23 protein-coding genes and 1 tRNA gene are annotated in these 21,607 nt (G+C 45.4%); 11 read left to right on the forward strand and 13 right to left on the reverse strand.

The features are described 5' to 3' along the window. The first annotated feature begins 3 nt into the window (after nucleotides 1-3). Nucleotides 4-813 carry an HD-GYP domain-containing protein gene (locus B4F66_RS00890; RefSeq protein ID WP_292358580.1) on the forward strand — a complete coding sequence of 270 codons (810 nt, stop codon included), beginning with the start codon at nucleotides 4-6 and terminating at the stop codon, nucleotides 811-813. A 32-nt stretch (nucleotides 814-845) separates the two neighbouring features. Beyond that, complete coding sequence (locus tag B4F66_RS00895; RefSeq protein ID WP_292358578.1) at nucleotides 846-1,241, forward strand: MAPEG family protein; 396 nt, start codon at nucleotides 846-848, stop codon at nucleotides 1,239-1,241. 30 nt (nucleotides 1,242-1,271) lie between these two features. Here the strand turns inward: B4F66_RS00895 and B4F66_RS00900 are convergent, their stop codons facing one another. Next, on the reverse strand, nucleotides 1,272-1,529 hold the full coding sequence (locus B4F66_RS00900) for a TIGR03643 family protein (RefSeq protein WP_292358576.1): 258 nt from the start codon (nucleotides 1,527-1,529) through the stop codon (nucleotides 1,272-1,274). Between the two features lie 48 nt (nucleotides 1,530-1,577). Here B4F66_RS00900 and B4F66_RS00905 point away from each other — a divergent pair, with 48 nt between their 5' ends. Next, nucleotides 1,578-2,108 carry a lipocalin family protein gene (locus B4F66_RS00905; protein WP_292358574.1) on the forward strand — a complete coding sequence of 177 codons (531 nt, stop codon included), beginning with the start codon at nucleotides 1,578-1,580 and terminating at the stop codon, nucleotides 2,106-2,108. On the opposite strand, the gene B4F66_RS00910 is transcribed toward B4F66_RS00905, so the two are convergent. Next, nucleotides 2,084-5,248 (reverse strand): efflux RND transporter permease subunit, encoded by a 3,165-nt coding sequence (locus B4F66_RS00910; protein WP_292358572.1) that lies wholly within the window; start codon nucleotides 5,246-5,248, stop codon nucleotides 2,084-2,086. The two genes, B4F66_RS00905 and B4F66_RS00910, sit on opposite strands and share 25 nt — an antisense overlap. Nucleotides 5,249-5,254: 6 nt before the next feature. After that, nucleotides 5,255-6,334 carry an efflux RND transporter periplasmic adaptor subunit gene (locus B4F66_RS00915; protein ID WP_292358570.1) on the reverse strand — a complete coding sequence of 360 codons (1,080 nt, stop codon included), beginning with the start codon at nucleotides 6,332-6,334 and terminating at the stop codon, nucleotides 5,255-5,257. A 162-nt stretch (nucleotides 6,335-6,496) separates the two neighbouring features. Between B4F66_RS00915 and B4F66_RS00920 the strand changes: the two genes are divergently transcribed. The 5 genes from B4F66_RS00920 to B4F66_RS00940 all read left to right on the forward strand — a co-directional run bounded on the left by B4F66_RS00920 (nucleotide 6,497) and on the right by B4F66_RS00940 (nucleotide 9,725). Continuing rightward, nucleotides 6,497-7,573: an AI-2E family transporter gene (locus B4F66_RS00920; RefSeq protein ID WP_292358568.1), complete on the forward strand. Its 1,077-nt coding sequence runs from the start codon at nucleotides 6,497-6,499 to the stop codon at nucleotides 7,571-7,573. Nucleotides 7,574-7,690: 117 nt separating this feature from the next. Beyond that, complete coding sequence (locus tag B4F66_RS00925; protein ID WP_292358566.1) at nucleotides 7,691-8,116, forward strand: MgtC/SapB family protein; 426 nt, start codon at nucleotides 7,691-7,693, stop codon at nucleotides 8,114-8,116. Nucleotides 8,117-8,339: 223 nt separating this feature from the next. Beyond that, complete coding sequence (locus B4F66_RS00930) at nucleotides 8,340-8,765, forward strand: plastocyanin/azurin family copper-binding protein (RefSeq protein ID WP_292358565.1); 426 nt, start codon at nucleotides 8,340-8,342, stop codon at nucleotides 8,763-8,765. A gap of 159 nt (nucleotides 8,766-8,924) precedes the next feature. Further along, nucleotides 8,925-9,305 (forward strand): DUF6746 family protein, encoded by a 381-nt coding sequence (locus tag B4F66_RS00935; RefSeq protein WP_292358564.1) that lies wholly within the window; start codon nucleotides 8,925-8,927, stop codon nucleotides 9,303-9,305. 78 nt (nucleotides 9,306-9,383) lie between these two features. After that, nucleotides 9,384-9,725 carry a hypothetical protein gene (locus B4F66_RS00940; RefSeq protein WP_292358563.1) on the forward strand — a complete coding sequence of 114 codons (342 nt, stop codon included), beginning with the start codon at nucleotides 9,384-9,386 and terminating at the stop codon, nucleotides 9,723-9,725. A gap of 180 nt (nucleotides 9,726-9,905) precedes the next feature. Here B4F66_RS00940 and B4F66_RS00945 read toward each other — a convergent pair whose 3' ends face one another. Next, nucleotides 9,906-12,074: a TonB-dependent receptor family protein gene (locus B4F66_RS00945; RefSeq protein WP_292358561.1), complete on the reverse strand. Its 2,169-nt coding sequence runs from the start codon at nucleotides 12,072-12,074 to the stop codon at nucleotides 9,906-9,908. 587 nt (nucleotides 12,075-12,661) lie between these two features. Between B4F66_RS00945 and B4F66_RS00950 the strand changes: the two genes are divergently transcribed. From B4F66_RS00950 to B4F66_RS00960, 3 genes are all read left to right on the forward strand, one after another. Further along, on the forward strand, nucleotides 12,662-13,498 hold the full coding sequence (locus tag B4F66_RS00950; protein ID WP_292358559.1) for a plastocyanin/azurin family copper-binding protein: 837 nt from the start codon (nucleotides 12,662-12,664) through the stop codon (nucleotides 13,496-13,498). Nucleotides 13,499-13,723: 225 nt separating this feature from the next. Continuing rightward, nucleotides 13,724-13,800 (forward strand) — tRNA-Asp (locus B4F66_RS00955). A 94-nt stretch (nucleotides 13,801-13,894) separates the two neighbouring features. Continuing rightward, nucleotides 13,895-14,146 carry a hypothetical protein gene (locus tag B4F66_RS00960; protein ID WP_292358558.1) on the forward strand — a complete coding sequence of 84 codons (252 nt, stop codon included), beginning with the start codon at nucleotides 13,895-13,897 and terminating at the stop codon, nucleotides 14,144-14,146. 93 nt (nucleotides 14,147-14,239) lie between these two features. Here the strand turns inward: B4F66_RS00960 and B4F66_RS00965 are convergent, their stop codons facing one another. The 9 genes from B4F66_RS00965 to B4F66_RS01005 are packed head-to-tail and all read right to left on the reverse strand — an operon-like array spanning nucleotide 14,240 to nucleotide 21,605. Then, on the reverse strand, nucleotides 14,240-15,004 hold the full coding sequence (locus tag B4F66_RS00965) for an HAD family hydrolase (protein WP_292358556.1): 765 nt from the start codon (nucleotides 15,002-15,004) through the stop codon (nucleotides 14,240-14,242). Beyond that, on the reverse strand, nucleotides 15,004-15,180 hold the full coding sequence (locus tag B4F66_RS00970; RefSeq protein ID WP_292358554.1) for a DUF3012 domain-containing protein: 177 nt from the start codon (nucleotides 15,178-15,180) through the stop codon (nucleotides 15,004-15,006). Before B4F66_RS00970 ends, B4F66_RS00965 begins: the two co-directional genes overlap by 1 nt. 19 nt (nucleotides 15,181-15,199) lie before the next feature. Next, a complete protein-coding gene (locus B4F66_RS00975; RefSeq protein WP_292358553.1) occupies nucleotides 15,200-16,483 on the reverse strand; it encodes a dihydroorotase in 1,284 nt (427 codons plus the stop codon). Further along, nucleotides 16,480-17,454 carry an aspartate carbamoyltransferase catalytic subunit gene (locus tag B4F66_RS00980; protein WP_292358551.1) on the reverse strand — a complete coding sequence of 325 codons (975 nt, stop codon included), beginning with the start codon at nucleotides 17,452-17,454 and terminating at the stop codon, nucleotides 16,480-16,482. The genes B4F66_RS00975 and B4F66_RS00980 overlap by 4 nt, the downstream gene beginning before the upstream one ends. Beyond that, the gene (gene pyrR / locus B4F66_RS00985) at nucleotides 17,444-17,974 is read right to left on the reverse strand and encodes a bifunctional pyr operon transcriptional regulator/uracil phosphoribosyltransferase PyrR (protein WP_292358550.1); all 531 of its coding nucleotides are present in this window, start codon (nucleotides 17,972-17,974) and stop codon (nucleotides 17,444-17,446) included. Before pyrR ends, B4F66_RS00980 begins: the two co-directional genes overlap by 11 nt. Then, the gene (ruvX, locus tag B4F66_RS00990) at nucleotides 17,971-18,390 is read right to left on the reverse strand and encodes a Holliday junction resolvase RuvX (protein ID WP_292358548.1); all 420 of its coding nucleotides are present in this window, start codon (nucleotides 18,388-18,390) and stop codon (nucleotides 17,971-17,973) included. The genes pyrR and ruvX overlap by 4 nt, the downstream gene beginning before the upstream one ends. Continuing rightward, the gene (locus B4F66_RS00995) at nucleotides 18,387-18,944 is read right to left on the reverse strand and encodes a YqgE/AlgH family protein (protein WP_292358546.1); all 558 of its coding nucleotides are present in this window, start codon (nucleotides 18,942-18,944) and stop codon (nucleotides 18,387-18,389) included. Before B4F66_RS00995 ends, ruvX begins: the two co-directional genes overlap by 4 nt. Before the next feature lie 3 nt (nucleotides 18,945-18,947). Beyond that, on the reverse strand, nucleotides 18,948-20,321 hold the full coding sequence (trkA, locus tag B4F66_RS01000; protein ID WP_292358544.1) for a Trk system potassium transporter TrkA: 1,374 nt from the start codon (nucleotides 20,319-20,321) through the stop codon (nucleotides 18,948-18,950). Between the two features lie 9 nt (nucleotides 20,322-20,330). Beyond that, on the reverse strand, nucleotides 20,331-21,605 hold the full coding sequence (locus B4F66_RS01005) for a sigma-54-dependent transcriptional regulator (protein WP_292358542.1): 1,275 nt from the start codon (nucleotides 21,603-21,605) through the stop codon (nucleotides 20,331-20,333). Nucleotides 21,606-21,607: the final 2 nt, after the last annotated feature.

The raw sequence follows: 21,607 nt of genomic DNA on the forward strand, positions 1-21,607 counted from the left end.
CGTTTGAAATTACCTCCCCATTATCGAGTTGTGCTGGCCTATTTACTGGTTGGCATTGCCTGGATCTTTTTATCAGATATCACCGTAGAATATTTGTTTTCCGGCGAACGCGGCATTACCCGGATACAACACTTTAAAGGCTGGTTATTCATAATCGTCACGACAGTTCTTTTGTTTGTATTGATTCGTCATGACTTTAATAAAATTGAGTTGGCCAACAAAAAAATCCTCGACAGCATTGAACAAGCGGTGACCGGTTGGATCCATGTTATGGATGTAAGGCATAAGGAAACCAGAGATCATTCTGAACGAGTGACTCGAATGACCTTAGAATTAGCCAAACTATCAGGCATTGCTGATGAAAAACAGCTTGAATCGATTCGCTACGGTGCAATCCTGCACGATATCGGTAAAATTGGAATTCCGGATGCCATACTGACCAAACCCGGCAAACTAACCGATGCAGAATGGCAAATCATGAAAATGCATCCACAAATTGCGTATGATATTTTGTCTAAAAACGATTTTCTGTGTCAGTATCTGATGATTCCACATGAACATCATGAACGATGGGATGGTTTGGGATATCCACAGGGCCTGCAAGGTAAGCAGATCCATTTTGATGCCAGATTGTTTTCGATAGTGGATGTCTGGGATGCGATTTATCATCGTCGAGTTTATAAAGATGCCTGGCCGGAAGATGAAGTACTTAAATATATATCTGATCAATCCGGGAAAGCGTTCGACCCGGAGATCTGTAGTCTTTTTGTAAAGAATTACAACCAACTGAAAATTGCAGCAGATTTCAGTTAAATACCCCTAACTTTTGCTGCCTGGAGTCATACATGCCTGCGTTGTTCATTGTGTTATTTATCGTCACGTTTTTTCCGATGATATTAGCCTTTATCGGGGGATACTTGCGTTACAAGCATGTTGATAAATTTGACAATCGGCATCCCAGAGAACAACAGGCAGAACTGACCGGTGTTGCCGCTCGCATATTGGCAGCACAAAAAAACGCCTGGGAAGCGTTAATATTTTATTCAGCTGTTACCTTGCTGGCATTTTATTCCAGTGTAAATTTACGGGAATTGAGTGGTGCCGCTATTCTGTTCTTGGCTTGCCGCGTTTTGCATCCAATCTTCTACGCGTTAGATTTGGCTCTTTTCCGTAGTCTGATTTTTATTGTGGGCTGGTTAAGTTGTGTCTATATTGCCGTAAGAGCTTTTTTAGCAGTCTAAACAATTAAAAAAATCCCGTTGTGGCAGGATCTAACGGGGTTTGTATTGCGTGGGGCAATAAGCTCGAGAGATATTAGGATTTCGTAAGGCGTGATGTTTGGTTTTACGACCTGAAACACGAGCACGCCATAAACGGAACGATCCCGGTTTCATTTCACGGCGCATTAATTTAATAACCTGTTGTTCTGGTAACCCGTAAAGCTGCAAAATTGCCTCAAAAGGGGTGCGATCTTCCCAGGCCATTTCAATGATCCTGGAAATATCAACTGAATTCAGAGTCTGATGCATACAACTTCTTTTAAATAAAATCTCAAGATAACCAGGGTTATGTGAAATATGCGTCTATTTAAAACCTTATTGCTGTCTCTAATGTTAACGGCTTGTACCGGAATACCGGAAGGCGTCGAACCGGTCACCGGTTTTGAACTGGATCGTTATCTGGGTAAATGGTATGAGATAGCGCGTCTGGATCATTCGTTTGAAGAGGGGTTAACCTCGGTGACAGCGGAATACAGTCTGCATGAAGATGGTCATGTTCAAGTGATTAATCGTGGGTTTAATGCTGCAGAAAACCAGTGGGAGGAAGCAGAGGGAAAAGCCAAATTTGTTCAATCCAGTGATATCGGCCAGCTTAAAGTTTCGTTCTTCGGCCCATTTTATGGCAGTTATATAGTGTTTGGACTGGATAAACTGGACTATCAATATGCGTTTGTTTCAGGACCGAATCATGGCTATTTATGGTTATTGGCTCGCACCCCACAAGTCAGCGATGAGGTTATCGCCGACTTTATCAATGAGGCCTCACAACGTGGTTTTGAAACAGATAAACTGATTTTTGTTGATCAGGATTCTGTCTCAGCTGAATGAGCTTGTACCGGATGTTGTCTCTGTTTCCATGATAATACTGTGACCAGTAAACTGGGTAGGAAAGTGAGTGTAATCAGGGTAGAAACAGCAATCCCAACCAATACAACTATACCGACACCTCGATAAAGCTCGGTACCGGCACCAGGAATAAAAACCAGTGGTGCCAGGCCAAAAATAGTGGTTAGCGTTGACATTAATATTGGTCGTAACCGCGTTGCTACTGCCTGATTAACCGCTGTATGTATTGATATTGCCTTATCGGCCAGATTGCGTCTGGCCTGTTCAACTATCAGGATGGGGTTATTGACTACCGTACCCAATAGAATGACAAACCCCAACATGGTAATCATATCAAACGGCTGAATAATGGCCGGTAATCCCATCGCATTTAATAAACTGCCCGAAGCATTCACTCCCACCAGACCAACGATGCCGCCCGCGATCCCCAATGGCACCGTAGTTAAAATAATCAATGGATAACCCCAATGCGAGAAAATAGCCACCAGCACCAGATAAATCAGAATGACGGCCACCAGCAGATTTTCAGATAAAGATTCCCGGGTAGCATCCAATTGATCTGACGCACCGGAAATTGACAGATTAACCCCTTTGGCAACTTCACCATCAGTTTGCATTGCTGGGATCATTTCACTGCGAACCTTATTCACAGCGGTTTCTAATGCTACGTCACGAGGCGGTATAATCAATAAGGTGACTGTACGACGACTATCAACCCGACGAAGTGTGGCACTATCAACTGTTTCTTCCAGATCAGCCAATGCATTTAACGGTATAACATCCCCATTGGGGGTTAGGATCGGTAAACCGGCAAGCCCGGATAGATTCTGCTGCTGGCCAGCGGTACTGAATAAAAACATATCCACTTTGTCGTCATCGATAAAAAACTCATCAACAAATGCACCATCACTTAGTGCGGCCACCGCATAACCAAAATCATCAGCAGTAAAACCTGTTTCAGTTAACCGTGACCAGCGTGGACGAATTTCAATTAACGGTTGATCCAGCGATAACGATCCTGGAATGGAGTCAATCTGAGGGTTTTCAAACAATCTCTCGGCCCGCTTCAGAGCAAACTCAGCCGTACTGTAGAGACTTTCCATATCCGGTCCGGCAATATCCAGACTGACGGCACGGGTTCCGCCCTGATCGCTGGAGATAATTGAGCCACGACCAGAAAACGCCCGCATACCCGGATAACTCTCAAATAAATCAGTTAAGGCATTCATCATCGGAATGATATCTTGAGTTCTGGTGGGCTCACTCAGTACCCGTAATCCGGTTGGAGAGGTTCGGATGAAATAATAGGCGAGCGAGGGGATAGGGGCCTCACCCTGATCAAACAGGGCCGGATCGGCGCCTTTGGCATCAGCCAGAATTTCAATGACTTCTTCACTGATGCGTAACATTTCAGAAAGATTATAGCCGGGCGGTGGAATCATGCTGGTAAAGGCTTTCGGTTCCTCTCCCTCCGGTAAATATTCTGCAGGGGGCATCAGGTGCCACGCGGCTACCAAAGTGGCACACACCGTAACAGCCATCGTTGTTAAACGTCTGACGGGGCCTTTGGTTAACCAGTTAACGCCATGCAGTATAATCCCCCGACGATGCAGATCTTCATGCGTACCTGTACTTTTTCCAAGACCAAAACGAGCGCAGGCAGCCGGAACAACGCCTACAGCAAATAACATTGAGGCAAGAATCGCTACGGAAATAGCAATCGCGATATCGGAATATAATTGTCCGGCTTCTTCCTGCACAAACAACACTGGTGCAAACACCAGGATAGTGGTCATACTGGAAGCCAGTACGGCCGTCCAGACTTCCCGAACTCCCACAATTGCTGCTTCAATTCGGTCCAGCCCCCGCCGCCTGGCCTGTTCAATGCTTTCCAGCACTACGATGGTGTTATCAACTGTCATACCGATGGCGAAGGCAATACCTGCCAGGGAAATAACGTTGATCGTCCGATCAAATACCAAAAGCCCTAAAAAGGCGGCAATGATACAAACAGGCATTCCCATCAACCCAATTAACGTACCGCGCAGGCTACGCAGGAATAAAAAAAGGATAAAGGTGGCCAGCAAAGCCCCTAACAGCAGGTTTTGTGAAACATTCTGAATTGATGACTCTACATAGCGGACATCATCTCCGATTAGTACCAGATCTAACCCGTTCGGGTTTAATAGATCACGCCGCATCTCTTCGACCACTTCCATCATGGCGTATTTGATATCAATTACATTTGAGCCTGGTTCGCGCTTAACGGCCATGGTCAAGGCCTGTTCATCATTCACTACAGCAACTTGGCGGACTTCATAGTGATCGAGTTTGATGGTAGCAATATCTTTTAACAGAATATCCGTACCATTGCGGTGTGCCAGGATGAGGTTTTCCAATTCCTGTTTATCTTCAAAGCGTCCAATGGTTCTGAGCAAATAACGTTTTTTGCCATCATCCAAATCACCGGCAGAGGTGTCGCTATTGCGGGCTCGTATCGCATCACGAACATCGGTCAGACTTAAACCGCGTTGGGCCAGTTTGGCGGAATCAATAAAGATCTGCATTTGCCGTTCAGCCCCGCCACGCAGCTGTACCTCGGAAACCCCTGGCACGCGTTCCATCTGCGTGCGAACATTGTCATCGATAAAGTCCGTAATCATGTCGATGTTGAGATTCAGCGGGTTCCCAGGCAAGGGTGATACCGCAAAATACATGAATGCATTTTCCGAAAAAGAGCTGCTGCGAATACTCGGCTGATCGACATTTTCCGGGTAGCTGGGCACCTGGCTTAATGCATTGGAGACTTCGATTAACGTTTCGTTGATACCCACCCCAAATGGAAAATCCAGCTCTATAACAGCTTCACCGGTTTCAGCAAATGCTTCCATACGGCGGAGATTGGGAATATTCCGCAGGTACCTTTCCTGTTCGATAAGTATTTCTTTTTCGATATCCTGCGGGGTGGCACCAGGCCATTGAGTGACTACGCTGATAGTGCGGACATCCAGATCCGGAATCATCTGGACGGGTATTAAACGTGCGGCGGCAATACCTAATACACAAACAATAAGCACAATGACGGTCAGTAGTTTGCCATTGCGAATAGGCGCTTCTAACATGCGGGATTAATTCCTTTTATTATCGTCGCGAACAATTTCTACTTCATCATTTTCCTGAAGCACCTCATTGCCCCGGACCACCACTAAATCATCTGCGGTTAAGCCATCGGTAATAATTATTCCATCCGAATCTTCTCTGCCGACTTTCACATTACGGCGATGTGCCTGGTTGTTTTCATCGACAATAAATACACTTCGTCCGCCGTCCGGATGGCGTAACACCGCATCACGGGGAACCCGATAACCTTTCCTCTCATCGCTTCCCAGATAAAGCACTGCACTGGCGGACGTACCTGGTAGCAGTGTCGCATCAGCGGAATCGATAACAATACGCACTAAAAAAGAGCGTGCCTGAGCATTACTAACGGGTACCAGAGCAGTTATTTTTCCAGAAAGTTTTTGTGAGGGCAGTGCATCAGGCAGAATTTCTACCCGTGTTTTGAGGGTGATATCGGAAAATTTTTCCTGAGGAACATTTACATCCAGTCTGACCGGTTCCAATGCAACCAATTCCAACACCTGATCACCACGGTTTACCCACTCGCCTGCTTCGGTCATTTTGCTACTGATAACTCCACTGAAGGGAGCAGGCAGTTCGTGACGTTGAAATTGCTCTTCAGCCATATTCTGCATGGCCCGAGCCGCAGCAAGTGCAGCTTGGTTCAACGCAAAATTGGATTCGCGATTCGCCAGTTCAGTGGCAGAAATGTAGTTTTCCCCGCGCAGACGTTGGGCTTCATCCACCAAACGCTGGGCTTCATCAACACTGGCTTGAGCTTCATTTGTTACAGCTTTTGCCTGCTCAAGCTGCTGTCGTGCAATCGCGGCATCCTGACGCATTAATATATCGCCTTGTTTAACCCTAGAGCCGGCGTCGACTAATACTTCTTTGACCAGGCCATCTACCCGAGGGGAAAGTAGCGCCCTACGTTCAGCCGTTAACGAACCTGATAAGGTAAGTTTTTCAGTAGATTCAGAAATTATCGGTTTACTGATGCTGACGGGCGTTGCTGCGAAACTGGAATAACTAATCAGTAAAAAATATAAACCGCACAGCAATTTGCTGGAAAAAAATGAGTTCAGCATAGTGGTTCGCATGGTTGGTGGATGCAAATAATGAACATAACCGGGTTGGATAGTTCCTGAAAAATGAGTGTTAGACTGTTTTTAATTGGTAACAAGTCTTATTGCGGTATGCCAGAATAGTAACAGACATTGATTAAGACGCTGAACAGGACCAAAACAGATATGACCTTGCGCGCAGTTTTCAAAGATTGGACGGAAAGATATTTTTCTGACGAAGAAGCCGTCATTTTACTGATAGTCCTGATTTTAGGGTTTGCTGCAATCATCTGGTTCGGCAGCATGCTGGCACCTTTTTTTACCGCTCTGATCATCGCCTTTCTGCTTCAAGGTGTTGTAAATATGCTGGTCAGGCAGCATATTCCGGAAACGATAGCCGTAGCGATAGTCTTTTTGGGATTTGTCAGTGTGATGTTGGCCCTGGCTTTTTTGCTGATGCCACTGTTATGGAATCAGCTGGTCAATCTGGTGCTGGAAACTCCCAGAATGCTCTCCAGTGGGCAAACATGGCTGGATGAACTTCAGTCAAAGTATCCAACACTGATAACACCGGATGAAATACAAAACTGGATTTCAATGGTTGCGCGCGAACTGAGTGTTTATGGCCAACGAGCGCTCACATTATCGTTGGCTTCACTGGGCAATGTCATTGGTTTGATTGTTTATCTGGTGCTGGTGCCGATTCTGGTTTTTTTCATGCTTAAAGATCGTGAGAAACTGGTTAAGTTTATTTTATCGATGATGCCAGAAAAACGTGGTTTGATGAGTCGGATCTGGAATGAGATGGATGGTCAGATCGCTAATTATGTGCGTGGAAAGGTGGTTGAAATCATCATTGTCGGGACCGTCGCATTTGTTACCTTTGCCTGGTTTGGGTTGCCTTATTCGGCGTTATTGGCTGTTTTAGTTGGTTTCTCTGTACTCATTCCTTTTATCGGTGCCGCCGTTGCAACAATACCCGTTGCAGCTGTAGCGGGTTTTCACTTTGGGCTTACAGATGAGTTTGCTTACGTGTTAGTGGCATATGGCATTATTCAGGCTCTGGATGGTAATGTACTGGTTCCCATTCTTTTTTCTGAAGCAGTCAACCTGCATCCTGTCTCTATTATATTAGCGGTTCTGTTCTTTGGTGGGATTTGGGGATTTTGGGGTATTTTCTTTGCAATACCTTTGGCGACGCTACTGAAATCGCTGGTTACTGCCTGGCCGAGAGGCTTGAAGTCACAGATTAAAGCGGAATAACAACACCGGTTCAGTCATCATATCTCCATATTCTGTAAATGAATCTTTTCCGAGAAGAGCACTCTAGGTCAGCAGAAAACTCTTTTGCAATCTTGAAACAGCATCAGGAGATTTTGTATGGAACTTAACTTGGCACTCATCTGGTATCACTCATATCAACTGGGAATCGCTTTTCTGTTAGCGTTGCCAATAGCCTTGAACAGGGAATATAAAGCCCGAGGGGCTGGTATGCGTACCTATCCATTAGTCAGTATTGCCTGCTGCGCCTTCATGTTGGTCGCCAGAGATGTCTATGAAGGCGACGCCGCTGAAGCCAGGGTGATGTACGGCATTATCACTGGTATGGGGTTTATTGGTGGTGGTGCTATTATGAAAAATAATAGCGGGGTGAGTGGTACGGCAAGTGCAGCTGGAATCTGGTTAACAGGGGCAATTGGTCTATCCGTCGCCTATGCCCGTTATGAGATTGCCATTGTTTTAACATTAATGGGATTTCTGATCTTTCAGGTTGTTAGTTTTTTTAAACATGGAGATAAAACATAAAGCCGGGAAGGCTTCCTTGGGGGAGGGTTAACCACTAAGATAACAACCACAGTGATTAACTCAAGTTAATGCGTCATTTATCACCACCATCCAACATAAAAATCATGGGTCTTTTGCTGGAACTATAGCAAATTGATCCCTGTCAGCATATTAATGTTAGGGATGTTTTCCCTAAGCAATTTCGTTGCTCTATATTTGATTCGATGTCTGAACAGGAGGCACTATGCCTAATATGAAATTTGCATTACAGACCATTCCCGTCCTTTTCCTATTTCTATGCCAGTCTGCATTTGCAGAGAAGCATGTGGTCACAGCTATTGGCATGAAGTATGAGCCCATGGTAGTGAAAATTGCCCCAGGTGATACGGTTTATTGGGAAAATATGCCTACCCATAATGTGGAAACCATAGAAGGCCTTGTACCGGAAGGAACAGAAAAAATAAACACCCCTTTGGGCGAAAACTACCAGCATACTTTTGAAAAAGAAGGCATCTATGTGTATATCTGTACTCCTCATATTGGGGCTGGTATGGGCGGTGCAGTCATTGTTGGAGAGCCAACAAACCTGGAGGAAATAAAGGCTGCGGATGTTACCGGTGGTCTTGGCAGAGTTGTCAGAAAAACTATCTCCGAAGCCGAATCAATGTAAACGCTTCAATCAGCGTCCTACATAAAACCTCTCGTTGTTGGTAACGAGAGGTTTTTTTATGCCCCTTGATATTGAAATATTTACCCCTATCTACTGTTGATAACGTTTATCGTTATTATTTGTTAACCATTCTTAATTATTTGATAGAGGCCTGCCTATATGAAAGTGATGAATTATCTTGCCGCTGCGGCGCTCAGTTTTGGTGTTGCTACAATGGCGAAAGCGGAAACAGTTGAGCATTTCGAAGGGAAAAACGCAGAATCACTGGAGGAGGCTGTAACAAATTTTAAACTTTATAATCAACGGCTTGAGAGTTTACTCAAAAAAGACTCAATGTCAGCTGATGATGTGACCAAAGTCCATGAACTGACCTATACCCTGGAAAATGCTTTGGCGAAAATTAACGATGAGCTGGGCAAGTTAGCGGTAACACTTGAAGAAGTCCATCTGGCCTCGGAAAAATATGATGCTGATGCGGTTCGGGATCACGGTGATGCTTATATGGAGGTTATTAATACCATCAGTAAAATGGGTCAATAAGAATCGGCAAATAGGAACCGAGCTTCATAAGAGCAGTCTGAACAATTATCTTTAATTTTGATGTTCAGAGAAGACGATATGAAAGCCCATTACGCCGCTATATGTAGCTTGTTGTTATCAGGAAATGTTATTGCTGAGCATGAGAATTATCAGCAATGTATATTTGATGAATCACTGAAGGCTGAACTTGAAGTTTCTGGTCAACCGATAACAAGCTATTGCACTATGCGGTTTTTTGATACTGCGCCAACGGCATTTCAGGCGCTGGTGCTACTTGATAATCTTGAAGATATGAAACAACGCGATCCCAAGTTTAAAGCCTTTTATGACACGGTTCGCAACAGTGGCTCAAACGATATCTATACGGATAGGCAAATCGTGTTGATGTATATCGATAAACGCGAAGTTCAAAAAGACTGATTCAAAACAGCAAATCAATCAAAGCCCACTTCAACGTGGGTTTTTTTTGTAAAAAAAAGCCCGCCTAAGGCGGGCTTGTCGGTAATGGTCATACAGAAACAGCAAATCTGGGAGAAATGGCTGTTTTATTACATATTTAAAACATGTTCTGCATACCTTCTCCGTCAACGTTGAAGCCGATTAAAAGTTGTAGGTAATACCACCGTAGTAAAGACGCTCACGACCCACTAACTTACCTTCGTTACGGCTGGCCAAGTACTCTTTATCAAACAGGTTTTCAACACCGGTAAATAACGTTACACCCGTATTAGGCACGCGGTAATTTACCGTAGCGTTCCAAACGGTAAAGCTTGGAATAGTTCCTTGAAGACCGCTAACATCTTCGACGCGAGTATTCCCATCATCAACAAATTGTTTGCTGACATGCTGTACTCCGATTCTCGCATTCACACCGCTTTGATGTTCATAGCCAAGATCAATGTTTAACAGGTGTTCAGGTGCATATTGCATTCTGTTACCGTTAATTGTTGGATCTGGACCATCTTCATATTCGGCTGTCCAAAGATTGGTATACGCACCTGACAAATAGATATTATTCGTCCAGCCATAAATGTCACCGAAATCAACACGACCCGCTACTTCAATACCGGTTTGTTTGCTGTCACCGCTGTTGTCAAAGGTGTCACCAAAATCAATCAAGGTATTTTGGATATCATTGTGGAACAATGCTGTTTTAAAGCTTATTCCCTTGAAATACGTGCTACGTACACCAACCTCATACAAGGTACTTTCTTCTGGTTCTGCCCGGCCGCCATCTTCGCTAAATTCACGATCTGCTCGTGCCGGTGCGATACCTTTATGAACACCTGCAAAGACAGTTGTGTTAGCAATACCATTCCAGGCTACGCCAAAGCTGGGGAGGAACTCTGTATAGGAGAGGCTTTCACGACTTTCTTGAACGCCACCTTCAAAGAACTTTTCGCTGGTGCGAACATCTTCTACTCGGAAACCAGGAGTGAAAGACCAATTACCAACATAGGTGGTATTTTGCATGTAATAAGACAAGGCATTGGTTTTGATAAAGGCTTCTTCAACATCACCTGGGTTATTCGCTAGCGCCAAATCATAGTCTTCACGCTCAGCAACACTTTGTGACAGGATTTCCTGACGATGGACATTTTCTTCGTGATAACGCACACCAAAGATGGTGTCATGGTCAAGGCCAAACAGACTGAATGACAAATCACCTCGAGTTTCTAATCCTCGAGTGTAATACTGGCGTGGTGCATGGCGACCGGCGCATTGACTAGCATCTACGTCACCAGCCAGGACACCTTCCCCACCTTGACCCGGACAATTTCTGAATACGGAAGTAATATTGCCGTTACTATTTAGATCTCCGTCTTCATTCTCTTCAGTACTACGCAGACCATTGCGGAAGGTATCGGTGTAATAAGCTTGAGAAGTTAGCTTAAAACTATCATTCACTTCGAAAATATGTTGTAACTGAACGACATCGCGATCTTGCTCCCATTCATCATTTTCAATAGATGGGTGAGAATAAGGGTCTTGATCGTATTCAAAGGGGGTTAAATAGGCCTCAGTTGAATTGCGACGGTCACGAGTGTGAACTAACTTTAAAGCAAGGGTTTGACGGTCGGTAATATCCAGCTCGCCTTTAAAACGGTAGTCTTTAACATCAAACTCAGCATCGTCATAAACTCCGTCACCTTTGTTCTGATTGAAATCGAACATCACTCCGCCGATTTCATTCCCAAAACCAACGCTGCCATTTAACATACGATAACCTTGATTACCAAAAGCAGAAGTGACACTTCCTTCGACTTCACCATTACGAGGAACCGGGTTAGTCACAAAGTTCACCGCACCACCTAAAGTCTGAGGTCCATAAAGAATTTGACCGGCTCCTTTAATTACCTCAATACGATTAACTGCTTGAGAGGGGGTGGTGTAGTGCACAACCGGATCAGCATAGGGTGCCAGTTGTAAATGCATACCATCTTCCATAATCATTGCTTTGGCGCTACGACGCGGATTCTGCCCACGGATACCAATGTTTGTATCAAACCCCATGCTTCCGTCAGCAACAACATTGATGCCTGGTATTGTTCTCATTCTTTCCAGATTAGATATTGGGCGACGTTCTTCCAGATATTCTTCATCGATTATATCGAATGATCCGGGAACAGCTTCTAGACGATCCGGCAAGATTCCTGTAACAGTCATTTTGCCCGTATCAACAGTATCTTCCTCAGCCAGAACGGCATAAGGCATCAGCATCAGCGATGACATTATCGCGGTGCTAATAATTTTTGGTTTTAATTTCATTTCTCTCTCCTGAACGTAAAAAGCCCGTGCAGGCTAGCTCTACGCTGATGGGCTTGATATAGGAAAAACTCCCAAAACATGTTCGAGGAAAGGTTCTAACAAGGTGTTTTAAGTCGTAGCAAAGACAGCGACTCTGCAGGTGGTTTAAATCAACCACTTTTGCTGGAAAATAGTTTTAGCGATTGTTTAGTTTTATCATGAGAAAAATCGCAGTCATTTAAGGGTGTGGTTGTAATGGTTCATCCATATGGCTGTATACAAGCATTTCTAAAAGTTCTTGTTTAAAACGATTGAATTCGAAAAAAATGTTGTTTAAATACAACTAAACAGGGTTTTTTGTTCGTTTTAGTAAACAGGTTTAGGGAGTTTGCGCACGAATTTTTAGGAGAAATGCCTTTTTCTTGCCTTCTACTACACGTTCTTAACCAATCTAAAGATCGAAATGTATGGCAGCCTTTAGACATAAACCCAAATCAGCCTGGTTACTGAATAAAAATTGTCTTAGGTCAAATAACAGCACATATTTGCTTATAAATAGCGTTGTGGTGATGGTATGATCGAAATAAATTTATCAATTGGAGAGTCCAATGCGTCATTCCCGTTCAATTATTACTGCCGCCATTATCATTGCCATAGCGGTTTTTGTGGTGGCAATCGTTTCATCCTTTATTTCCGGAACCAGTGAGCATTACGATCGCCCAAGCTCTCCAAAAGAAGTACTGGAAAAAATGTCTGAAGCCGTAGAGGCCACGGATGAAACTGCTCAAATTGAAGAACCTGCCCAGACCAGTGAAGAAGTTTCTCAGGTAGCTCAACAAGAAGCGGATGCTTTGGAAAGCAATACTCAGGAAGCGGTGCTTGAAGATACAAATGAAGTGGTTGAGTCGGCCATTGAAACGGCTAAGGAAACCAGTCAGAGTGTAAGTGACCGTGCCAATCAAGCGATTGCTGCGGCAGAAAACACGGCAGCTGAGGGACGGGCTGAGGCAGAAGCAATACTGGCTGAAGTTGAAAAAGAAGCGGGTATTGCCGAAGAGCCTGCAGAGGTTGAACCTGCAACAGCGGAATCTAAAAATCATACCGTCACAGCCCAGGGATTAATTTATAACCCGCTGGTGGTGACAATTGCGCCGGGCGACAGCGTTTCCTGGACTAATATGAGCACACATGACACTCAAGCAATTGAAGGGCTGGTTCCTGAGGGCACTGAACTTTGGCACTCACCGATGAGTGAAAATTACACTCGTACTTTTACTCAGGAAGGTATCTATGTCTATAAATGCACACCGCATTTTGGTGCAGGTATGGGGGGGGCAATTATCGTAGGTGAACCCGTCAATCTGGAACAGATTAAAAATGCTGGCGCCAAGGGTGCAGCAAAACGTCTGGTCAATAAAGCGGTACAAGCTGCTGAAGCTATGTAAATAGGATTCCCCCGCGAGCTGATGATAGAAGCTCCCGGGGGATTTTTTTGTCTGTTATTTATCGCCAGCGCTGAATTTGTTCAATCATTAAAATCGTTTAATGGCCATTAATTCAGATAGTTAGTGAGGAATGCTGGTTTTTTTCTGTTGAAGACTAACACCTTTTGAATTTTTACTGTATTCTTGCACGCTTCCTGACCGGTTGTATGTAAACCATCAGGTCGCGGAGCGGTAGTTCAGTTGGTTAGAATGCTGGCCTGTCACGCCGGAGGTCGCGGGTTCGAGTCCCGTCCGCTCCGCCATTTTTTTGGTAGACCTTTCCCTCATAGTTAGTGCTGCCTGGTTATCAAGTTTGTTTCAATTAATAAAGCGAAACAGGTGATACCAGGATAACCAGTGAAACTTACCATCCGACGCTCGTTTCCACGCTATAACTATCATTACCAATATAAATCTGCTCAAACTTCAGAAAAATTGTTTGTAGTAGAAATCCCCCCCCCCATCAAACTAGCTGGCCACTATTATTGGCCGGAATCAGTATATCCACAGATCAACCTACCCCGGGTATGTATGAGCAAATTTCTATCTGATGATATAACGCGTTATCGATGTGATAGATGGATGGCTGACAGCATTTTATTAGGCTAATGGCTCAAATGAATTACACACGGATGCCTTTTAAGTGGCCTCAAGCAATGTCAGTTATTTGCGTCACTATAATGGATGACAATACGTTTTATATCAGCAGTATTTCAAGTCAGACAAAGAGGGTGTTTCCAAGGTGTTTATTCGTGGATGCTGCCGGGCAGCTTGCATGTCATGAGTGGTGTTATACCCCCAGTTAGCCAAATATAACTGGATAGTGGATAGCGATGGAGTGTGGATAACATCCAATAGGGTAGGCAGACGATCTTCAATAAATAAAATGGTTGTTTGAGGGTGTGATTGTTGCAAGTCGTTGAGGATTTGCGGTTTTTTCAATTTACGATCTAATCCGTAAATATGCGTCGGGATAATGTCTACCTGGTTTGCCTGAAGAATGGCCCGAACGAAACGTTCCTGCTTGGTAGTAATAATAAAAAGCTGGGACAATGGAATCTGCTGCAGCAGTTTGTCGATACCCGTATAAAGCGGGTTCATTTTTATCCAACCCGAAAAATCATTTTCAATCCAGTTATCCCTGTACTCGCCGAAGCGTTTTTTCAATTCTGTGGTATCAAGCTGATCTCGAGATAAAATAGCGTCTATTTGTCTGGAAAAGTCTGACATTAAAAGGTCGGGGTTTAATCCTTCAAATAACAGCCGACAAATTAAGATGGCTTCAAAACCGGTTTCCATAACCGGTCGGACATAGCGAAAATCAATCATGATTTGCTCAGGCAAATCTTTAGGCATGTCGTGCCAGAGTTGCGTTGCGACTTGCCAGCCAGTTATACCGGTTTCAATCGCGCTATCACAAATTACCCCGTCAAAATCCAGAGCATATAATTTATTTTCTGTCACCATCAAAGAAGACAATGCTCCGCATAGGCACCGGCTTCATTTGCGGTCCAGTCGCCTTTGGGTTTCTCTTTCATATGTACACACCACTCATCCGAGCCGACCTCGGGAGTACAGGCTGAGAGGGCTATGGTTAATGCCATCAGGCCAAGAAATCGGAAACAATAACGGATAATAGTCATTTTGAAGACTCCGGGAGGGTTAGTTAGGCTCGCGTTGATAAACGACTTTACCCTGAAACAGGGTATGGCTGACCTGATGTTGGAACAACCAGCCGCCAAACGGACTGTTTTTGCCTGCACTGATAAAAGCTGATGGCAGGCAGTCATATTGCACATCCGGGTCAATAATACAGATATCTGCACTGGCACCGGCTTTGAGCTGTCCAGCGTCAATACCCAGAATAGCTGCGGGTTGGCAGGTCAGACTGGCGATAGCCTGATGCAGGCTGATTTCATCATCTTCCACTAATTTAAGGGTAAGAGGTAGCAGGGTTTCCAGCGCTGAAAGCCCTGGCGTCGTTTCTGCAAATGGACCCAGTTTGGCATCCGCATCCAACGGTTGATGATGAGAAGAGACTGCCTGGATAACACCATCGCGCAGGCCTTGTTTTAGCTGTTCCCGATCCCGTACACCTCGTAAAGGTGGCATCACATGACTGAAACTATCGTAATTACCCAGGTCATGTTCACAAAGATGTAAGTGGTGGGCGCTGACATCGGCAGTGACAGGTAGCCCCCGATCCTGTGCTTCACGAATCAGTTTAACCGCTTTACCTGTAGATAAACTATGAAAGTGAGCGCGTACTCCGGTTTGTTCGATTAGAATCAAATCACGGCTCACGGCGATGGTTTCTGCACTTTCCGGAATACCGGATAACCCCAGCCGGGCACTGACAGTACCTTCATGTACACACCCCTGTTTCTGCAACCAGGCATCAGCTGCATTGATAAACACCGTTAAATCCAGCGTGGCGGCATATTCAAGTGCACGCCTCCAGACTACGGTATTTTTAATCTCGGTTACGCCGTTGCTGACACCGACACAGCCAGCCGCTTTTAAAGCAGCCATCTCAGCCAGTAGTTCACCATTAAGTTTTTGGGTCAATGCGCCCACCGTCAACACCATGGTACGGCCGGCTTTCTTGGCACGATCTTCTATCAATTCCACCACTGCCGGATTATCTATAACCGGATCTGTGTCAGGGGGAACGGCGAGTGTGGTGATGCCACCAGCTACCGCAGCACGTGTTTCACTTTCAATTGTTGCCGTGTGTTCCTGGCCGGGTTCACGTAGCCGTGCACTTAGATCCACAAGGCCTGGACAGACAATTTTGTTATACGCATCAATTTCAATATCGGCATCAAACCCTGCCAAATCTTCTGCTATGGCAACAATTTTTCCGTCTTCAATATAGATATTGTGATCAATATCCAGCTGGCTGGCAGGGTCAATGACGCGACCATTTAGAATACAAATCTTCATTCTTCGATCTCTGCCTGTTCTGATTGACTGGCCAGCGCCATCGACATTACCGCCATACGGATAGCTATGCCGTGGGTTACCTGCTCCAGGATGACGGATTGCGGCCCATCAGCAACCGATGATGCTATTTCTACGCCTCGATTAATGGGGCCGGGATGCATAACAATGGCATCCGGTTTGGCATATTTGAGTTTTTCTTCCGTTAGTCCGTAACAGCGGAAATATTCTCGTGCGCTGGGTAATAACGCTCCTTGCATACGTTCCAGTTGCAGGCGCAGGGTTATCACCACATCGACCCCTTCAAGGCCACTTTCCATATCGTGATAAACATGTACGCCAAGGGTCTGACTTTCTCTTGGCAATAAAGTCTGTGGACCAATAACGCGGATTTCACCAACCCCAAGTGTTGCTAAAGCCTGAATCTGCGAACGTGCCACACGCGAATGCAGAATATCGCCAATTATCGCCACGCGTAAATTGGCAAAATCCTGTTTGTGGCGGCGGATGGTAAACATATCCAGCATGGCTTGGGTGGGGTGAGCATGGCAACCGTCGCCAGCATTAATTACGCTGACATGTGGCGCCACATGCTGTGCAATAAACTCGGCCGCACCACTTTGATTATGGCGAACCACAAACATATCAGTGTGCATGGCTTCAAGATTATGCAGGGTGTCAAGCAGGCTTTCGCCTTTGGAGGTGGCTGATGTGTTGATATTAAAATTCATCACATCGGCTGAAAGTCTTTTGGCGGCCAGTTCGAAAGTAGAACGGGTACGTGTACTGTTTTCAAAAAACAGATTGATAATGGTTTTGCCGCGTAACAGTGGTACTTTTTTTACCTGGCGGTGGCTGATTCCGGAGAACTGTTCAGCCCGATCCATAATTTCGGTTAATAAAGGGCGTTTCAGACCTTCAATGGTCAGAAAATGTCTTAGCTGGCCGCTCTCTGTCAGTTGGTTACTCGGCATTAAGTGCTCCAGCTGCACGGATCTCCAGTTGTAAGCCATCTTTATTGCGCAATTTCAGATGTTGATTACGCGGCAAAATGACGGAGGCGCCAACAATATCCGGGCGAATCGGTAATTCGCGGCCATTTCGCTCGATCAGCACCGCTAATGTGACACTCGCAGGGCGGCCATAATCAAAAATTTCATTCAGCGCCGCGCGGGTAGTGCGGCCACTGTAAAAAATATCATCCACCAGAACCAGATGACGATTATCGACTTCAAAAGGCAGATCGGATGGAGACACTTGGGGGTGCATGCCAATACGTGTGAAATCATCACGATAATAGGCAATATTCAATGTACCCAGCGGGGCATCAAAAAAGTCTTCTCCTAGAATGTTCTGCAATGCTTTTGCTACCCAGACCCCGCCGGTATGAATCCCCACCAGCAACGGGTCTTTATCCGCAAGTTCTTCGCGTATGGTTTCAGCCATCTCTTCGAGCAGGTTCTGAATTTCTGCTGATGTTTTGGGCATTGTCATTGTTGGTCCAGCCATGATTGAAGAATAATTTGAGCCGAGAGTTTATCGACATCACTACGTTTGTCGGTCTGCATTTTACTGCGTATTCCCATTTGGTCGAGCGCTTCGAATGTGGTTAAACGCTCATCCTGCCAGACCACTGGGATATTAAAACGATTGTTCATCCGATTGCCAAATTTTCTGGCAGCAGCAGTCATTAATTGTTCGGTGCCATCCATATTCAGCGGTAAGCCCACAACGATAAGTCCGGGCTGCCATTCAGCCACTATTTTAGCGATATCATCCCAATCTGGAATCCCGTCCCGAGCCGATAAAGCAGCGATGCCTCTGGCGGTATGGGTTAAATGATGTCCAACCGCGACACCTATACTCTTCATACCAAAGTCAAAGCCGAGAATATTTTTCTCGGTACTCATGCATGACCTGTTGTATTAGACATCAGATTAATATCAATGCCCAGTAATTTTGCTGCCGCCTGCCAGCGCTCTTCAGCAGGTGTTTCATAAAGCAGTTCCGGGGTTGCCTGAACAGTAAGCCAGCTGTTATCGGCTATTTCCTGTTCCAGTTGACCGGCTTCCCAGGCAGCATATCCCAGCGTCACAATCGAATGAGGTGGGCCATTCTCGGTGCCTAATGATTCCAGGATATCGCTGGAAGTGGTTAAAAATGTTTCATCAGTAATCTTCAGCGTGTTTTTCCACTTTTCACCACCATCATGCACTACCATGCCCTGATCTTTCTGTACTGGCCCGCCAAACAAAACGGCTGTTTTAATCGCCCATTCAGAATTGTTGGTAATCTGCAGATGATTAAGCAGTTCCTGCATCATGATTCGGGTTGGACGATTAATAATCAGCCCCATCGCGCCTTCTTCGTCGTGTTCACACAAATAAATTACCGAATGATAGAAAAAACTGTCTATCAGCGTGGGCATGGCGATGAGAAAATGATGTTTAAGTGAGTAAGACATAAATTAAAAGAAAGTGAATCCTACCTGGAATAAACGCTCTACCTCTTTGATATAACGTTTATTGGTTAAAAACAGAATCACATGATCTTCTGCTTCAACCAAGGTATTGCGATGCGCAATAATCACTTCCTCCCCACGAACAATTGCCCCGATAGAAGTGCCTGGTGGCAAGTCAATTTCATCAATGCGTCGTCCCACCACCATCGATGAGCTTTTATCGCCATGAGCAATGGCCTCCAAAGCTTCAGCAGCCCCACGACGCAATGAATGCACCGCCACAATATCACCACGACGAATATGCGCCAGCAAACTGCCGATAGTGGCTTGTTGGGGGGACAGGGCGATATCGATGGTACCGCTTTCTACCAGATCCACATAAGCAGCACGATTAATCAGCGACAGCACTTTGCGAGCCCCCAGACGCTTGGCCAGCATGGCTGAAAGGATATTCGCCTCGTCATCATTGGTCAGGGCACAGAACAAATCCACATTGTCGATTTCTTCTTCGCGGAGCAATTCTTCATTGGCCACATCGCCAAGCAGAACGATACTTTTTGATAACTCTTCTGATAAATAATCGGCTCGGGCACTATTGGCTTCGATGATTTTGATTTGATAATCATGCTCCAGCGCTCGGGCCAATCTTATTCCGATATTGCCACCGCCGGCCAACATAATCCTTTTATAAGGTTTTTCCAGCCGCCGCAATTCAGCCATCACCGAGCGGATATCTTTGCTGGCTGCGATAAAAAAAACTTCATCATCTGCTTCGATAACCGTTTCAGCTTCCGGCAGAATAGCTTTACCATTACGAAAAATAGCGGCGACCCGGGTTTCGGTTTTGGGAATATGTTTACGTAATTCGCGTAGGGGATTACCCACTAATGGCCCGCCATGGAAAGCTCTCACCGCTACCAGCTGAACCAGTCCATCGGCAAAATCCAGCACCTGTAAGGCATTCGGGTGGCTGATTAATCTTTCAATATAATCAGTCACCAGTTGTTCAGGGCTGATTAATACATCAATGGCAATGGCTTCGTTACTGAATAATTCAGGTTTGGTGAGGTATTCCGGCGTACGGATCCGGGCAATTTTGGTGGGTGTGTTATACAGCGTATGACAAATCTGGCAGGCCACCATATTGGTTTCGTCACTATTAGTGACTGCCAGCACCAAATCGGCATCTGCTGCACCAGCCCGTTCCAGCACATCAGGATGTGAGGCAAGTCCCTGTACCGTTCGAATATCGTAATGATCCTGAAGTTTATGAAGGCTATTGGCATCGGTATCGACCAGGGTAATGTCGTCATCTTCCCGAGCAAGGGTGGCAGCAACTGAAGCGCCAACCTGTCCGGCACCGAGGATCAGAATCTTCATTACAAACCCTTATACTTGTTTACTATCAATGCCTAGTGCTCGAAGTTTTCGGTAAAGATGGGTGCGTTCCATGCCAGCTAATTTAGCGGCTTTTCCCACATTGCCATCGGTTTCCTGCAGTTTTTGCAGCAGATATATTCGTTCAAACTGTTCGCGTGCTTCGCGTAAAGGCTGGTCAAAATTGATACCGGTGACATCATCCGCTTGAGGTGGCTGCTCTGACTGCAGTGCGGTTTCCACATCATCGACGTCAATATCATCGGAATCACCCAAAACCAGCAATCGCTGGATAACGTTTTTCAGTTCGAGCACATTGCCCGGCCAGGCATAATTGCGGAGACGATTTTGTGCGGCGACAGTAAAACGACGATAAGGCAGATCGGCCTGGGTGGTTTGCTGATCGACAAAAAAGTGTACCAGTTCGGGAATGTCCTCAACGTGATCACGTAAAGCAGGTAGTTGCAAAGTGATGGTATTGAGCTGATAAAACAAACCTTCACTGAAGTCGCCGCGGGCGATGAATTTATCAAGGCCCAACTGGGTAGCACAGATCAACTGACACTCTTTTAATCTGCCGCTTTCCAGTAAATGCTGCAGCAAGGCCTGAGCTTCATCACTGAGTAAGGCGACATCATTGATATACAGCGTATTGTTTTTGGCCAGTGAAATTAGTTTGTGACTGTCTGGTGGAAAACTTTCCGGACTAACCTCAATAAATTTGCCATTGTTGTACAGGCCCAGTCTATGCAGATAATAAGCAAAACAGTGTTTACCAGTACCGCCTTCGCCAATCAGCAGAATAGGCATTTCGTGTCCGGCAATGCGTTCAGCCTGTTCACGAAGCTGAGTCATTTTGGCACTTTTACCGACGGGTTCTAATGCAAACTCATGACGCTGGGCGGCCTGTTTTGCTCGATTTTCAATGGCTAATTCAACCGCACGAAGCAGTTTGGCCATGGATAATGGTTTTTCAATAAAATCGCTGGCACCTGAGCGGGTGGCTTCGACAGCGGTTTCAATGGTGCCATGGCCGGACATCATCACAATAGTGACGCCAGTGTTCTGTTGTTTGAATTCCTTAAGCAGTGTAATTCCGTCAACATCGGGCATCCAGATATCCAGCAAGACCAGTTGAGGCTGTTTCTGGGTAAAGACAAGACGCGCTTCTTCACCATTGCTTGCGGTGATTACCCGGTAGGCTTCGTCTTCAAGAATATCTTTAATGAGTTCACGAATATCGGGCTCATCATCGACAACTAAAATCAGTGGTTTTTCGTTGCTCACGC

The sequence above is a fragment of the Methylophaga sp. UBA3603 genome, from assembly GCF_002375335.1.
Taxonomy (GTDB): domain Bacteria; phylum Pseudomonadota; class Gammaproteobacteria; order Nitrosococcales; family Methylophagaceae; genus Methylophaga.